Here is a 15,026-nt window from a genome sequence, read left to right as displayed (position 1 = left end):
GGCGAGGTCAGCGCGGTACGGCCCCCGCCCGTTTTCTTGCTGAGGCAGTTGGTTGCTGAGTCTGAGGGGCGGGGACGACTGCACCGGGAGGGCGCAGTCAAACTGCGTCCCCTATGTCAGGGACGACAGATACAGTCGATCTATGGCACAGCAGAGACGCGCTGGCAGCGATTCGAGATGCTGCACCCGGCAAGATCCTCCCTTGATTTGGCGGGACTATGTTGATGATCTGCACCCCTCCGTTGTTGCAATGGACCGGTGGTTGGATGGCCTTGTTCCATTCGAGAGATTCCATCAAGAAGGGGAGAACGCCGAGCTGATGGAGGCTGCCGCGGCCGGGGAACTGTGGGACAGCGGCGACGAGACAGCCCGAATCAAGCCCATTTACAGTGATCCTGATGTCTACGAACTGCGGAGGCGGGCGCTGACCAAAGCACTGCGCTTCTATCACGCTGAACCAGTCGAACTGCCGACAGCATTGGTCTCACTGCACCGGCATATCAAGTCAGATTCTCCGAGCCAGCAGAGTGAGATCGATTTTGCAGTAGAGCGCTACCGAGCTGGTGCGGGGAACGGTTGGCAACCGCGCTCCTCGCCACCTAACAACCTGTAAGTTGTTTCTGTATAATGAACGATATGACTGCCGCGCGGACGAATGCTTTGTCGACCCTGAATCCAGAGCTCGTGCGAGCGCGCGCAAAAGTTCTTGCGCGTGAAGATCGGGAGCTCAAGGCAGAGTTGATCAGAATCCGCCAAGAGTCCGGTCTTACTCAGAAAGAGCTCGCCGACATCATGGGAGTGACGCAGCAGGCTATTCACAAACTTGAGCGCTATGACTCTGATCCGAAAGCGTCGACGTTGCGACGATACGCGAATGCCCTCGGCGCGTTTTATGAACACCAGGTGCATAAGGATCAGGGACAGTCGGTGTGGCTTGCAGCCCGCCGCGAGTGGGAGACTGCGCGAACGACAACTGTTTCAGTGTCTTCGGCTGGTGGTGGAGGTGCACCTGCCGCTGGTAGATCATGGCGCACCGTCAAGCAGTCCGACTTCGGGCTTGCGAGGTGATCTTCCATGACATTTGAAGGCGACGACCCTCTTGATGAAGTTCGAGCTCTCATTGACCAGGTGCAACTTGAATCAGTGGAATTCCATGAAGTGTCTGCCCGCCGTTTCGACTCCGGTTCGGACGGGGAGGACGGGGAGATCTCGATCGAAGTGCAGATCAGAGAAGGGTCAGGCGGGTTCGGCGTTCGGTTGATAGCCACCGCAGAAGTGGCAATCGGCGAAGCCGTCGTCAGCGTGGCGGGCGAGTATTCGATGTCTGAGGGCGCCGACCCCAGCAGTCGGACGATTAAGCAGTTCGTCAATGAAGTTGCTGTCATGACCGTGTTGCCCTACCTCCGTGAGGGGATGACCACGATCACCGCGAAAGTGTTCGGCAAGGCGCTGTACATACCGATCATTCCGCGTGGCGATATTGCCGTGGAGCTCGACGACGAGGACGCTGTGAGAGGCGACGCTCAAGTGTAGACGCAGCTGAAAGTGTGGCGGCGACAGCTATGGACCCCGCGCGGGCTCTGGCCGGCGACGTGCCGAAGTTCTAGTCGACGTCGGCGTTGGGGCCCTCATCGCTGTCGTCATCGTCGTCGGCATCGTCGTGCCGACCGAACTCCTCGGGATCGACGTTGTCGAGGTAGGCCGCCGACGGCGCTCCACCGGCATCGTGGTCGAGATTCTCCGCAGCCTTGCGCATACTGCCTGCGGTGCTGTCGTCAGTGCTGTTGTCTTCGGTCGACATGAAAGTCGCCTTTCGCTGGAAAGCGCGGGTGGAAAGTCAGTCTACGGGGTGGTGTTGAGCGCGTCGACCGAACATTTCGACAATCCGGTGGAGGGCCGGTCACTCACTCGGTGAACGGCGTTCGGGTTGACCGAGTGAGTCGACGAGGTCACCGGCGAGCGTGCGCAGTTTGATATTGCGATGCGATGACGCCTTCTTGAGAATGGCGACAGCTTCCTCCTGGCTGCAGGCCGCCTGGGCCATGGTGATTCCGATGGCCACGTCGATGACGGTACGCGATTCCATCGCCCGCTGTCGGTGTTCGGCTGCTTCGGCGAAGCGCGCGGTTCGGACTGCCACGCGCAGTGACCTCTTCACCGGTTCCACGAATCTTTGCACTTTCGACAGCATCGGCTCCCCGAGGCTGCGGGGTTGCATGGCGTAGAAGGTCATGACCGCTTGCGCAGTGTCATCGATGTCGAGCGGGACCGCCACCAAGCTTCGCAGATCGTCAAGCACAGCGATGTCCATGAAGTCTCGCCAGCGCTTCTCTTCCTCGGCGTCATCGACACAGATGATCGTGCGGCTCTTCGTTGCCTCCACACGCGGGCCGGCTCCGAGGTAGGTGTGGATGTCTTCGAATCGTCTCGCTGCGTCGTCGCTGCCGCCGACAATGGTGTTGCGTCTGTTGCGGACCAGCGTGATCCCGCACGAGACCGGAGAATCCTGACTGACTTCGGCGGCGGCCATGATTGCGAGCTCATCCACGAAGGTGCCGAGCTCGTCTTCTGAGGCCAGGAGCCTGATGAGGAGTTCTGCGACCGATTCGTGGTGGGGGTCGGACGCAGCAACGGTGTCTTTCAACGTCGGCGGTTCAGTTCTGAGCCGCTGGCGTTGATGATCCGCGCGAGAATCTGCGGGCAAAGGGGAAGGCGATACACAATCAGGGGTCCTCACATCTGGAGGCCGCCTGCTTAACCTTGCAACATCCTACGCAAGGCTGGTGCTGCGCCCAAAATCGGTTTCGGGCAATTGCTCAGGCGGTCAGACTGGGACACGATCGGTGTACCGGGCAGCACCCCTACCGAGTTGCCCGGAACAGTGTCAGCATGGGTGCATGCACTCGATAGAGAAGGGATGATCGTGATGAGCGATTCCAGCGAAGACCAGAAGGACCCGACAAAGATCCCCGAGGACGCCAAAGATGATGTTGCAGAAAGGCCCGGCACGGATTCCGCGTCGATACAGCATAAAGACAACTTGGTCGATGAATGGGAGGAAGAGTCCTTCCCCGCAAGTGATCCGCCGGCGCACTACTGACACCCGTAATCGCAGGGCCCGGCACCGTTGCACAGGTGCCGGGCCCTGTTTTGCCGCCGAGACGGAGCTCGAAGCCGCGGCGGCCCCGCCGCCAGCTCGGTGAGGACTGCGTTTCGTTTACTCGTCCATGGTGAGTACGAGTTTTCCGGTTGTGCGATTGGTCTCGCCCTCTCGGTGGGCTTCCGCTGCCTCTGTGAGAGGGAACGTCCCGGCGATGGTGGCACGCAGTGCACCATCGTCGACGAGTCCGGAGACGACTTCCAGCGTGCTGCGCGAGGAGTCCACGAGCATTCGAAGAGCTCTCACTCCGAGCTGATCTGCTTCGCGAAGGAGATCAGCGGAGCCGACGGGGATGAGCGACACGAGACAGCCGCCTTTGCGAAGAGTGTGCAGGGAGCGCATCGCTGTGTCACCGCCGATCGTGTCGAGCACCGCGTCCACGTCTCGCACTCGATCGGCGAAGTCGTCCGTACGGTAGTCGATGACCTCATCGGCGCCGAGTTCGCGCAAGAAGCTGTGTTTCTCCGCGCTCGCGGTTCCGATCACGTATGCGCCCCGCGCCTTCGCGGTCTGCACAGCGATGTGCCCGACGCCGCCTGCGGCCGCGTGGATCAGCACGCGCTGTCCCGACTGCACGTCCGCATTCTCGACGAGCGCTTGCCAGGCGGTCAGTGAGACGAGGGGGAGTGCTCCCGCCTGCACATGATCGACGGATCGGGGTTTCGCTGCGAAGAATCTGGACGGGGCGGCGACGTATTCGGCGTGGGAGCCGAGTCCGAACGGGTACGACAGCATGCCGAACACCTCGTCTCCGGGTGCGAACGTCGCGACGCCGATGCCGACATCTTCGACTACGCCAGAGACATCCCAGCCGAGCACCAAGGGCAACGTGTCAATGAAGCCGCGGCCGGAACGATGCTTCCAATCAGTGGGATTGAGGCCCGCCGCCTGAACTTTGACGAGGATTTCGTTGGGGCGGGGCTCTGGGCGCGGAATCTCGGTGATTTCGAGAACGTCGGCGCTGCCGAAAGTCTGCTGGCTAACGGCGCGCATCATCGCTTCGGTGTTCATGGTCCCATTGTGTCACTTCAGAAGCCGTAGCCGTCCTGACAATCCCCTGGGCGATGGTGCATTGCGGCCGAGTGCAGCGGGGCCCTGCTGTTCGATGGCGAAGTCGTCGATGAGCTGACCGTCTGTCTCCGCAGGGGTCCATTGTCAGGCTCGGGCCGTTGTCAGCGGGAGTGAGAGGTGTCACGATGAAGACCATTGTGTAGTTGGGCGAACCGACGAGCGAGACGTCCTGCCTCGCGGAGAGAAGGAGAATATCATGCTCATCGTCTTGTGGGTCATCGCAGGAGTTCTGGCGCTGTCTGGCGTCCTCGCTCTGTTCCGAAAGGAGTACAAATTGGGCATCGTCTGTCTCATCGCCGCCTGCATCGTCGGTCCTGTGCTGACCGCCTTCTTCGGAGGGCCTCCGGCCGGTCCGCGAAGTTGACCTGAGATCGTATCGCTAAAGGCCCGGCCCATGGTTGTCAAGACTGTTTACAGGGGTCTCCGCACAATGCCAGGCTAAGAAGACCGCGCACACCGCGGCGGGTCCCCGCGGGGTCCGGACAGATAAACACAGATGCTGAGGAGGAACAAGGGATGAACCACAGTCACTTGCGCACGGTCTACGAGAGCGGCGGTCCATATGCCACGGTCTACCTTGAGGGTCGTGCTCCTTCAGCGGATGCCGAGACGCAGCTGCGCCTGCGCTGGTCGGAGCTGCGGGACCAGCTGTCCGAAAGCGGGGCAGAGGAGTCGCTCCTCGAGCCCATTGACGCGATCATCCTCGTCGACGAACCCACCGAGGTGCACACGGACGGTCGGACCATCGTTGCGAACTCGGGGGGAGTTCTGCTTGACGAACACTGGGATGCGGCGTTGGGAGATGGCGACGCGGCGCACTACGGAGACGTGCCCGAACTCGGAGCCTACCTCCGCCAGGAATGCAGGCAGTTCGACGTCGTGCTTGTCATCGCCGGACAGGATGGAGCGGCCGTGCGTGAACTGAGCGTGACTCCGGATCGTGAACGCACCGAAAACGAGTCGGTCCACGTGACCGGCGACAACGACGAAGACATCAACAAGCCGCGGCGAGGAGCCTACTCACACAACCAGATCCGGCGTCGCGTCGACGAGATCATCAAAGACAACGCTCGCGCTGTCGCCGACTTCATCGACCGACTGATCACCGACCATGCACCGAACGCCGTCGTGTTGGCAGGAGAAGTGCAGGGCAGAACGGTTGTCAAGGCCGAACTGTCGGTGAGGGCCGAAGAGCTGCTGCACGAGATATCAGAAGGCGGCAACGACGATGATGGTGCCGAAGAGGCGATCGATGTGGCCATCAGGGCGTTGGCGACGAGGCTCGCCGAAGAACGAGAGGCTGAGAACTCGGAGCGTCTGGGCGAAAGCAAAGCACACGGCCGTGCGGTCGAAGGGCGAGCAGAAGTCGAAAAGGCAGTGGAACGCGGAGCGGTGGCGGTCCTGCTGCTCGATGATGCCGAGGCCTCAGCAGGAGAAGCGGAGATCGTCTCCGCGGCTATCCTGTCCTCAGCTGAGATCGGTCTCAGCCATGATCCGATGAGCGACGGCATTGCTGCGATCCTCCGCTACGACGTCGGCGCTGCGCTGGCGGACTGAGCAGCAGCTATACGATGGCCAACAGTATCCAATGGGTGACATGTGTATGGTTGGTCCGTGACAGCCGATCTCGGCAGGCCGGAAGGATCCCCTGATGAATCGCCCGACGGAACGCTCGACCCCGCCTGACCCGAAGTCGCTCGGCGACGAAGTCATCCGCCGAACCCGCACCCCGCGGCACGTGCTCGTGCTCGGGGCGACCGGTTACATCGGCGGTCGCCTTGTGCCGCGACTGCTGCAGGCCGGGCACCAGGTTCGGGTCGGGGTGCGGCGACCGGAGAAGCTCAAGCAGGTTCCATGGGCAGCCGACGTTGACGTGAGAACCGTCGACCTGGACACCGGTCGTGGACTGTCCGACAGCCTCACCGGCATCGACACGGCCTACTACCTGGTGCACTCCATGGGCTCTGGCGGGGACTTCGAAGCCGCGGAGTCCGCGGCGGCCACGCGTTTCGCCGACGAAGCCGCCGCGGCCGGTGTGGGCCGTGTCGTCTACCTCGGAGGGCTCCATCCGGATGGACGTGAGCTCTCGAAGCACATGCGTTCACGAGCGAACGTCGGACGGATTCTGCTCGACTCCGGGGTCGACGCGATCGTCTTCAACGCCGGCATCATCATCGGCTCCGGATCGGCTTCGTTCGAGATGATCCGCCACCTCGCCACGACCCTGCGCTGGATGCCGGCACCGGACTGGGTGTCCAACCGCGTCGAGCCGCTGTCGGTTCGTGACGCTCTCTACTATCTTCTCTCCGCGGCTGATGTGCAGGAGGCGGTCAACCGGTCCTTCGATATCGGTTCACGTCAGATCCTCACTTATGCGAACGTGATGCGTACCTTTGCTGCCGTTGCAGGGCTCAAGCCCCGCCACGTCATCGCTTTGCCTCTTCCCGCGCCGACGCTGTCAGGCATCTGGGTCGGGTTGGTCACCCCGTTGCCGTTCAGCCTCACCTTGCCGCTCGTCCAATCCTTGCAGGAAGACGCGGTGGCTTCGTCGCACGAGGTTGATGAGGTCATTCCGCCGCCCGAGTCCGGGCTCATCGGGTTCGCCGACGCCGTCCGACTCGCCCTGCGCCGCGAAGTCGAAGGTGCCGTGGATACGAACTGGGACGCCGACGCCGGAGAGCTCGACGAGGCGGCCCAGCCGTCGCCCAGCGATCCGAAGTGGTCCGGCCGGCGCACCTACAGCGATGAACGCTCGACGACGATCAGCGGTGTCAGCGCCGCCGAGGTGTGGCCTGTGATCGAGGGGATCGGCGGGTCGAACGGATGGTACTCATGGCCGTTGGCGTGGAAGATCCGAGGAGTCTGGGATAAAGCCGTCGGGGGAGCGGGCCTCAACCGGGGCCGACGGCTGCCCGACAGCCTGCGCATCGGCGACCCCGTCGACTGGTGGAGAGTCGAGGAGCTGGAGCCGAACTCTCGTCTTCTGCTGCGCGCCGAGATGAAGGTCTCCGGGCACGCGTGGCTCGAATTCGCTCTGACAGACTCAGTCGAAGGCTGTGAGTATCACCAGACGGCGACCTTCATCCCCACTGGAGTGCGAGGCCGCATCTACTGGGCCCTCGTCGCCCCGTTCCACCGATTCATCTTTCCCGCCATGGCGAAGAACATCGCAGCCGAGGCGCGGCGCCGGGCCTGAACGTCCCGAGTTTTGTTCATGATCAGGGGGCTGTCGTCAGGATCGAAGCGAAGCCGTGCCGGTACGTGGGGTAGCCGAGTTCGCCCATGAGCGAGCCGAAGCGAGTTCCGTCGATACGTTTGCCGCTCGGCGTCTCGTCCTCGGCATGGCCGGGGACGGGCACGCCGAGGCGGTCGGCGATGAAGGCGGCGACGTCGCCCATCTGAGCAGGAAGCGAATCGACAGCGTGGACCAGGTCCGGCGGTTCCGAGCCAAGTGCCAAGCGCTCGAGGCCGCGAACGAGGTCGTCTCGGTGGATGCGGTTCGTCCACCGCTGATGATTGAACTGCTGCCCGCGACGCACGGAGTCGATGAGACGAGTGCGGCCAGGTCCGTAGATACCCGCCGGGCGCACGATCGTGACGTGGTCGAAGAGTTCGGCCGCTTCGGATTCGGCTGCCGCGAGGACCTCACCCGGCCCGGACTCCGGGGCGCTCGGAGAGTCTTCGGTGATCACACGTGTCGGGTCCTCAGCGAGGACACGCGTGGAGGAGACCAGGATGACTCGGCCCGGCTGTGACTCGAGCACGCGCGCGAGACCTCTCAGCCCGTGGAGGTAGGACCGTTCGTATCCGGCCCGAGTCGGTTCGTCCGGAGTGAGGGTGATGACGACCGCGTCGAGTGCGTCCAGTCGTGGATCGCTGCGGACCGGGACGTCTGCCCCGCCGCGGTCGGGCGCTCCGAGGAGGGAGAGGTCCATGCTGATCGTCTCGAAGGCCTCGGGCAGTTCGGCGACGCGCCGGCGCAGTCCGATCACCTCGTGCCCCTGGTCGACCAGCCGCAGTCCCAACCGCGTGCCGAGGTCTCCGCACCCGGCCATGAGAATCCTGTGTCCGTTCGTCGTGCTCATTTCGCCTCACTCTTCATCCGGTCATAGGCGGCCAATGCCGCCTGGCGCGATGCCTTGAGATCGACGATCGGCTCGCGATCACCCCGCGAGCGTTTCGCCCGAGTGAGACCGCCCGGACCGCGGCCCAACCACCTGCCCACGTACTCGTAGTCGGGATCGAAACGCTCACGTTGGCGTTCGGGATTGAAGATCCGAAAATACGGAGCAGCATCGGCCCCGCACCCGGCCACCCATTGCCACGAGACGGGGTTGTTGGCTTCATCGGCGTCGACCAGCGTGTCCCAGAACCACTGCTCGCCGTGCCACCAGTGGATCAGCAGATTCTTCGTGAGAAAGCTCGCCGTGGCCATCCGCACTCGATTGTGCATCCATCCGGTCTGCCACAGCTGAGCCATGCCGGCGTCGACGAGGTCGATCCCGGTCGTACCGCTGCGCCAATGGTCGAGTGCCTCGGGGTCGTCCTCATAGGGGAAGGATGCGAATTCCGGCCGCATCGGCTCGGACTCGACGGCCGGCAGGTGATAGGTCAGGTGCCAGGAGAACTCCCGCCAGTAGAGCTGGCGGATCCATGCCTGCCGGTCATCATCGCTGACCGTCGGCAGGTCCAGGGCCGCGGCCAGCAGCTGCCGTGGGGAGAGTTCGCCGAAGCGCAGTCTCGGAGACAGGCCGGACGTGCTGTCGGGGTCGGCGGGGACATCGTGCGAATCTGCGTAGTCCTCGACCCCGTCGCTCACGTCCGCCAGCGCTCGCGCCGCCTCTCGACACCCGGGGCTCCAGTGCTCGGCCACGGTCGTCTGCCACCACTGCGGGGTCCTCGCCGAGGCGAATTCGCCCGAGCCCGTGTCTGTTCCGTCGAGAAGGCCGAGGCCGTCGAGGTTGCGCACCCACGAGTGCCCGTCGAGCGTCTGCCGGTGCGCCTTCGTCAGAGAGGTCTGTCTGCGCGGGGCCGGGAGGACGTCGCCGACGCTGCGATCGCGTACGGCGTTGAAATAAGGGGTGAACACCTTGTAGAAGTCTCCGCCCTGCGGGCTGATAGTCCAGGGTTCGACGAGCAGCGCGCCGGTATGGGAGTGCACGGCACGACCGGCATCAGCCAGGTCCGTCTTGATCTGCGCGTCGAGGCGACGTGCAGCCGGCGCATAACGGCGCGACCAACGCACAGCATCGACTTTCAGGTCCGCAGCCGCCTGCGGGACGATGTCGGCGGCGGAGCCTGCTGCGAAGAGCAGCGGGATACCGACCTGTGCGAGTTCGGTCTCCAGGACGCGCAGCGATTCGTGCGCCCACCACCGGGCCGCCCCGCCTAACGGGCGTGGGCCCAGGCCATCGTCGCCGCGGCACTCTCTGATCCAGAGGCCGATCACCTGCCCGTCGCCGCAGGCCGCTGTCAGGGCCTCGTGGTCCTCGACGCGCAGGTCGTCGCGAAACCAGACGAGGGTGAGGGACTCGCGGTCCTGGCTCATCGGCAGACTCCTCCCACAGCTGGTTCGCCCAGTCGGCATTTACACCAAAGTGTAGTATCCGAGCAGGGTTACTGGATTGTGAGGACGTCAGCTGCTGGTCGAGTAGACCTGCTGCGAGCCTCCGGCACGGGTGCGGTTGCGGCGACGAGTCTCGGGGCTGGTGCCGCGGGATTCGGACGCGCGACGGCTGCTCGGCTGACGACTCGAAGATTCCGCGCGCTGACCGCCCGAGCGGCCATTGCCGGAACGGCCGCCGCGGGAGTTCTCGCGACGACGATTTCTCTCGCCGGTGTGCCCGGCGCCCCGGCCGCGGCCGCCGCTCTCACTGCGACGCGATTCGCCGCTGCGACCGCCACCGGTGGCGGTCGAGTTCTCACGGCTGCGGTCGCTGCCGCCGTTGCCGGCCTCACCGCGACCCGAGCTTCCGCCGCGTCCGCCACGGCCGCCTCGGCGACGGCGGGATGAACGACCATTCGACGTGGAAGGTTCGGTCTTCTTCCGCGGCTGGATGGGGTCCTTCGGCTGCGGGGCGACGAACTCGGCGATCTCACCGACGAGCTCGGTCACCTCGGGGGACTCTGCGTTGACCTTCTGCGGGGTCGCCTTGATGGCGGCCTTGCGCAGGAGGATCTGAGTGTCCTTGCGCTCTTCGGCGGTCATCACCGTGACGACGTCACCGGCGCTGCCGGCACGTGCGGTGCGACCGGAACGGTGCAGGTACGCCTTGTGCTCGGTCGGGGGATCGACGTGGACGACGAGCTCGACGGAGTCGACGTGGACGCCGCGGGCCGCGATGTCCGTGGCCACAAGGACCTTCGCGTCACCATTCGTGAACGCGGCGAGGTTGCGGTCGCGAGCACCCTGGGACAAGTTGCCGTGGAGGTCGACAGCGGGGATTCCGGCTGCCGTGAGCTGGCGGGCGAAGCGTTTGGCCCGGTGCTTCGTGCGGGTGAAGAGGATGCGGCGGCCCGTGCCGGAGGCGAGCTTGTGGACGAGCGCGTTCTTGTCGTCGTTCGAGACCTCGAACACGTGGTGAGTCATGGCCGAGACGTGCGAGGTCGCCTCATCGACGGAGTGGAGGACCTCATTGTGGAGGAAGCGACGGACGAGCTTGTCGACGTCGTTGTCCAAGGTCGCGGAGAAGAACATCCGCTGCCCCTCGGCCGGGGTCTGCTTGAGGATGCGGGTGACACCAGGCAGGAAGCCCAGATCAGCCATGTGATCGGCCTCGTCGAGGATGGTGACCTCGATGTTCTCGAGCGTGAGGATGTCCTGCTGGAGCAGATCCTCGAGGCGGCCGGGGCAGGCAACGACGATGTCGACGCCCGCATTGAGGGCGTTCTCCTGTCGGCGCTGTTTGACCCCGCCGAAGATCGTCGTCGTCTTCAGACCGGCGGCCTTGGCCAACGGGTCGATGACCTCGGTGATCTGCGTGGCGAGCTCACGGGTGGGGGCGAGGACGAGTCCGCGCGGGTGGCGGACCTTCTGGGTGCCCTTGCCGGATTCGGCGAGGCGGGCGACGAGCGGGATGGAGAACGCCAGGGTCTTGCCGGACCCGGTCTTTCCGCGGCCGAGCACATCGCGGCCGGCCAGGGTGTCGGGCAGGGTGTCCTGCTGGATCGGGAAGGCCTGGGTCTTGCCCTCCTTGCTCAGCGTGTCGACCAGTTTCTGGGGGACACCGAGCTCGGCAAAAGTGGTCGGGGCTGGGGAGGCCTTCTTCGTGCGATCGCCCGAGGCGTCGGCGGCGGTTGTGGCGGTGTTTCTGTTGCTGCCTCCGCGGGTGCGGGTGCGGGTGCTGTTGGGATTGGTGCGAGTTTGTGACGTAGTGATGGGGTGGCCCTTCGACGTGCCGGAGGGCGTGCCGGTGCCGTGAATAGGTGGCAGGCAGCCGCTTCCGGTCATGGAATGAGCGCTGTCGGCGCTCTCGATCGCCGAGAGAAAACGGCTTCGGAAATGCGCGGGTTCTTTCACCCAGCTGCAGAGACGAGGCGTCCTGACGACGCAGGGAACCCGAAAACGGGTTCGCAAGTGATTACAGTATAGCCCCGGCGGTGCGTGAGACAGAATCCGCGGGCTTCGCGGCGGGCACGGAAACAGGCTCGGACACTGCGGCGACCGGCCGTCGGCGTGCTCTGCGGTGCCCGGTCACCCATGCGGAGAGTGCCACCGACGCCCAGCCGATGCCGATGCCCGCGATGTCGTCGAGGATGTAATGCCATCCGAAGTAGAGGGTGGCCACGACCGTCACACCGAAGAAGATCCAGGTGAACGCTCGAACGGCGCGATGCTGTTTCGTCAGCGTCATGAACAGAGCAGCGGCGAAGGTGACGGAGACGTGAAGCGATGCGAACGCGGCGACACCCTGGATGGAGTCACTGCCGATCGGGTTGCTCAGGTAGTCGAGGCGAGTGTCGATGAGTGACTCCTGGAGCTCACTGACTCCGGTCTCGGGCAGCGCCCGGAAGACCTCTGGGTGGCTGAATACCGGACCGACCGACGGCAGGAGATAGTAGCTGACGGTGCCGAGCACCCAATTGAGACTCAACATCGTCGTATACCAAGCGCCGACGGCGAGTCTGCGATTGAGCACGAGGACCGCGCCGAGGGTGATCGGGATGGCCGGAAGGTAGGCGAGGTAGGCGATGGACAGCAGATTCGCCGCGATGCCGGTGCCGAGGAGATCGTGCAGCAACACCGACGGGGTGTGTCCGAAGCTGAGCCAGTTGTCGAGTCGGAACAGCTGCCGATCGAAGAGCGTGCCTTCGCGGTACACCGGCAGCACGCTCTTGAGATTGCGATAGGCCACGTAGCAGATGTAGAAGCTCAGGAGTCCGGCGCCGATGCACAGCAGCCGGTGAGTGTTCCACTCTTTCCGGGCGACGTCGGCGATGGTCGTCGGCAGGTTCCGCCACCCGCTTCGCCTCACCGCTTCCACGACCAGACCGCCGCCGATGAATCCGAGAGCCAACAAGGGCAGCCGGATGTACGAGGGCCCGAGGAAACCGTCGGGATCCCGCAGCGGGAGATCGAGGTAGAGGGAGGAGAACATAGCGCCCGCTCCGACGAGGAGGGCGAGCGCCATGGCAAAGGTGTAGGGCCAACGTCGCAATCTGGTCATCGGAACACCGTAGTGATTCACTTTTAGTACATCTTCGGATTTTCCTCGGAAGCGGCTGATCGTAGCCCCGTCTCGCCCGCGCCGGCGGACCAGAACAGAATGGCCCACCCACTGTGCGGCTCGCGGCATTAGTGTTGGTTCATGACAGAAGGTCCATTGAACGCGCCTCCGAATCGCGATGATCCGATACCCGAGGGACTCAGACTCGGTGCCCGTTTCACCGGATACCTGCTGGTGATCATCGCGGGAATCACAGTCGCGATCTTCGTGGCACTGCAGGTCGCACAGATCGTCGTTCCATTCCTGGCCGGCCTCGTCCTCTCTGCCCTCCTGGTGCCCATGGCGACGTTCCTGCAGCGGCATCGGTGGCCGAAATGGTTGGCGGTGGTCACCGTCTGGGTCGTCGTCCTCGGCCTGTTGGCCGGGCTCGTCCTCCTCATCACCTTTCAGATCAGAAGTGAGATACCTGAGATCCAGAAGCAGGTGGCGACGACCCTGGACGCGGCGAAGCAGCTCTTGGCCACGCAGCCGTTCGGACTCACCGAAGCCAAACTCAATGATCTCGTCGATTCCTCGGGGAAGTGGCTGCAGGACAACGCCGCCGGTCTCGGCTCCGGTGCCGCCGAGGTGGGCACGACGGCGGCTCATGTCATCGAAGGCGTCATCATCATCCTGTTCGTCACCCTCTTCGCGCTCATCGACGGACGCGGCATCTGGACCTGGGTCGTCAACATCTGGCCGAAGAAGGCGCATGCGCGGATCTCCGCGGCCGGTGAGGCCGGTTGGAGGACGCTGACGAACTTCATTCGGATCCAGCTCGTCGTCGCGGCCAGCGATGCGATCGGAATCGGAGTGGGTGCACTGATCCTCGGCGTCCCCTTGGCGGTGCCGATCGCCATGGTGGTCTTCCTCGGTGCCTTCGTGCCGTTCGTCGGAGCGATCGTGGGCGGAGCGGTCGCAGTGTGCTTGGCACTGCTCTTCAACGGCTGGGTGCACGGCCTGATCATGCTCGGGATCGTCATCGTCGTCCAGCAGCTCGAAAGCCACGTCCTGCAGCCGTGGCTGACAGGACCCACAGTGAAGATCCACCCCTTGGCGGTGATCCTCGGTGTGACAGCGGGAGCAGCGGTGGCGGGTATCGCCGGGGCCTTCTTCTCCGTGCCGGTCATCGCGACTCTCAATGCGATGATCCACGCGGCCAAGGACTACAGAGTGGGACAGCGTTGAGACGGGCCGGGCCACGGCTGAATCGAGTGCGAATCGTCAAGGGCGCTCTTCGGCGTCTGCTCGACGACGAGTGCCTCGACAGAGCTGCCGGGCTGAGTTTCTACGCTCTGCTCTCTGCTGCCCCGGCGATCCTCGCCATGGTGTCGCTGCTCGGCGTGGTCGGGGAAGCCGAGTCGACCACGAAGGCGGTGCTCTCCCTGGTCCACGGAGTCTCGGCCGAGGCGGCCACGGCGATCCGCCCGTTCATCGTCGAACTCACCGAGTCGTCTTCGGCCGGAGTCACCCTCATCGGCAGCCTGCTGCTGGCGATCTGGTCGTCGTCGAAATACATCGGCGCGCTCGGCCGTGCCCTGAACGCTGTCTACCGGGTCGAGGAGACTCGGCCGTACTGGAAGTTCAAACCGCTCATGCTCCTGATGACCGTGGTCACGCTCATCGTCCTGGCCGCTCTGGGGCTGCTGCTCGTGCTGTCCGGGCCCATCGCCGAAACGCTCGGCGAGCTCATCGGAATGGGCGCGGTCGCCCTGCTGATCTGGAACGTGGTCAGATGGCCGGTCTTCGTCTTCTTCGTCATGCTGCTCATCGCCCTGCTCTACTACGTGACCCCGAACGTCAGGCGGTCGAAGTTCCGGTGGGTCAGCCTCGGTGCGTTCGTCGCGCTGCTCGTGCTGCTTACCGTGTCGGCCTGCTTCGTGCTCTACATCAACAACTTCAGCAGCTACAACGTCACCTATGGGTCGATCGGGGGAGTGATCGTCGGGCTCGCCTGGGTGTGGATGGTCAACCTCTCGCTGCTCCTCGGCGCCGAGTTCGACGCGGAGATCGAACGCGAGCGGCAGCGGCAGTCCGACGGTGCCGCAGACGAGCGGTTGCGACTTCCGTAGAGAGCCGGTCAGTCGAAT

General features: G+C 64.1%; 16 protein-coding genes. 9 read left to right on the top strand and 7 right to left on the bottom strand.

The genetic code is table 11. The features are described from left to right. The first annotated feature begins 142 nt into the window (after positions 1–142). Genes CXR29_RS13440 through CXR29_RS13430 form a run of 3 tightly spaced genes read left to right on the top strand, consistent with a single transcriptional unit; the run spans position 143 to position 1,533 of the window. Complete coding sequence (locus CXR29_RS13440; protein WP_101555558.1) at positions 143–613, top strand: hypothetical protein; 471 nt, start codon at positions 143–145, stop codon at positions 611–613. Between the two features lie 23 nt (positions 614–636). Continuing rightward, positions 637–1,068 (top strand): helix-turn-helix domain-containing protein, encoded by a 432-nt coding sequence (locus CXR29_RS13435; protein ID WP_127364785.1) that lies wholly within the window; start codon positions 637–639, stop codon positions 1,066–1,068. A gap of 6 nt (positions 1,069–1,074) precedes the next feature. Beyond that, complete coding sequence (locus CXR29_RS13430) at positions 1,075–1,533, top strand: hypothetical protein (RefSeq protein WP_101555560.1); 459 nt, start codon at positions 1,075–1,077, stop codon at positions 1,531–1,533. Between the two features lie 70 nt (positions 1,534–1,603). Here the strand turns inward: CXR29_RS13430 and CXR29_RS13425 are convergent, their stop codons facing one another. Then, positions 1,604–1,801 carry a hypothetical protein gene (locus CXR29_RS13425; protein WP_101555561.1) on the bottom strand — a complete coding sequence of 66 codons (198 nt, stop codon included), beginning with the start codon at positions 1,799–1,801 and terminating at the stop codon, positions 1,604–1,606. A 99-nt stretch (positions 1,802–1,900) separates the two neighbouring features. Further along, entirely contained in the window at positions 1,901–2,644 is a 744-nt protein-coding gene (locus tag CXR29_RS13420) for a GAF and ANTAR domain-containing protein (RefSeq protein ID WP_101555562.1), read from the bottom strand. A gap of 282 nt (positions 2,645–2,926) precedes the next feature. On the opposite strand from CXR29_RS13420, the gene CXR29_RS17345 reads away from it, so the two are divergent. Then, positions 2,927–3,100 (top strand): hypothetical protein, encoded by a 174-nt coding sequence (locus CXR29_RS17345; protein ID WP_164742825.1) that lies wholly within the window; start codon positions 2,927–2,929, stop codon positions 3,098–3,100. 117 nt (positions 3,101–3,217) lie between these two features. Here CXR29_RS17345 and CXR29_RS13415 read toward each other — a convergent pair whose 3' ends face one another. Beyond that, entirely contained in the window at positions 3,218–4,171 is a 954-nt protein-coding gene (locus CXR29_RS13415; RefSeq protein ID WP_101555564.1) for an NADP-dependent oxidoreductase, read from the bottom strand. Positions 4,172–4,427: 256 nt separating this feature from the next. Between CXR29_RS13415 and CXR29_RS17340 the strand changes: the two genes are divergently transcribed. The 3 genes from CXR29_RS17340 (at position 4,428) to CXR29_RS13405 (ending at position 7,427) form a co-directional block, all read left to right on the top strand. Further along, positions 4,428–4,595, top strand: a complete 168-nt coding sequence (locus tag CXR29_RS17340) for a GPGG-motif small membrane protein (RefSeq protein WP_162835618.1) — start codon at positions 4,428–4,430, stop codon at positions 4,593–4,595. 152 nt (positions 4,596–4,747) lie between these two features. Further along, positions 4,748–5,788, top strand: coding sequence for a baeRF2 domain-containing protein (locus CXR29_RS13410; protein ID WP_127364784.1), 1,041 nt, complete (start codon positions 4,748–4,750; stop codon positions 5,786–5,788). Positions 5,789–5,882: 94 nt separating this feature from the next. After that, positions 5,883–7,427, top strand: a complete 1,545-nt coding sequence (locus tag CXR29_RS13405) for an SDR family oxidoreductase (protein WP_127364783.1) — start codon at positions 5,883–5,885, stop codon at positions 7,425–7,427. 22 nt (positions 7,428–7,449) lie between these two features. Here the strand turns inward: CXR29_RS13405 and CXR29_RS13400 are convergent, their stop codons facing one another. From CXR29_RS13400 to CXR29_RS13385, 4 genes are all read right to left on the bottom strand, one after another. Further along, positions 7,450–8,316, bottom strand: coding sequence for a Rossmann-fold NAD(P)-binding domain-containing protein (locus CXR29_RS13400; RefSeq protein ID WP_127364782.1), 867 nt, complete (start codon positions 8,314–8,316; stop codon positions 7,450–7,452). Further along, the gene (locus CXR29_RS13395; protein ID WP_127364781.1) at positions 8,313–9,779 is read right to left on the bottom strand and encodes a cryptochrome/photolyase family protein; all 1,467 of its coding nucleotides are present in this window, start codon (positions 9,777–9,779) and stop codon (positions 8,313–8,315) included. Before CXR29_RS13395 ends, CXR29_RS13400 begins: the two co-directional genes overlap by 4 nt. Before the next feature lie 87 nt (positions 9,780–9,866). Next, the gene (locus CXR29_RS13390; RefSeq protein WP_127364780.1) at positions 9,867–11,681 is read right to left on the bottom strand and encodes a DEAD/DEAH box helicase; all 1,815 of its coding nucleotides are present in this window, start codon (positions 11,679–11,681) and stop codon (positions 9,867–9,869) included. Positions 11,682–11,811: 130 nt separating this feature from the next. Continuing rightward, the gene (locus CXR29_RS13385) at positions 11,812–12,897 is read right to left on the bottom strand and encodes a phosphatase PAP2 family protein (RefSeq protein WP_241241456.1); all 1,086 of its coding nucleotides are present in this window, start codon (positions 12,895–12,897) and stop codon (positions 11,812–11,814) included. Between the two features lie 141 nt (positions 12,898–13,038). On the opposite strand from CXR29_RS13385, the gene CXR29_RS13380 reads away from it, so the two are divergent. Then, a complete protein-coding gene (locus CXR29_RS13380) occupies positions 13,039–14,124 on the top strand; it encodes an AI-2E family transporter (protein ID WP_127364779.1) in 1,086 nt (361 codons plus the stop codon). A gap of 26 nt (positions 14,125–14,150) precedes the next feature. After that, a complete protein-coding gene (locus CXR29_RS13375) occupies positions 14,151–15,008 on the top strand; it encodes a YihY/virulence factor BrkB family protein (protein WP_164742824.1) in 858 nt (285 codons plus the stop codon). The last annotated feature ends 18 nt before the right edge of the window (positions 15,009–15,026 follow it).

It is taken from the genome of Brevibacterium linens, assembly GCF_003999335.1.
Classification (GTDB): domain Bacteria; phylum Actinomycetota; class Actinomycetes; order Actinomycetales; family Brevibacteriaceae; genus Brevibacterium; species Brevibacterium linens.
Note: the sequence above shows the minus strand (reverse complement) of the source record. Positions and strands in the feature narration are given on the sequence as shown.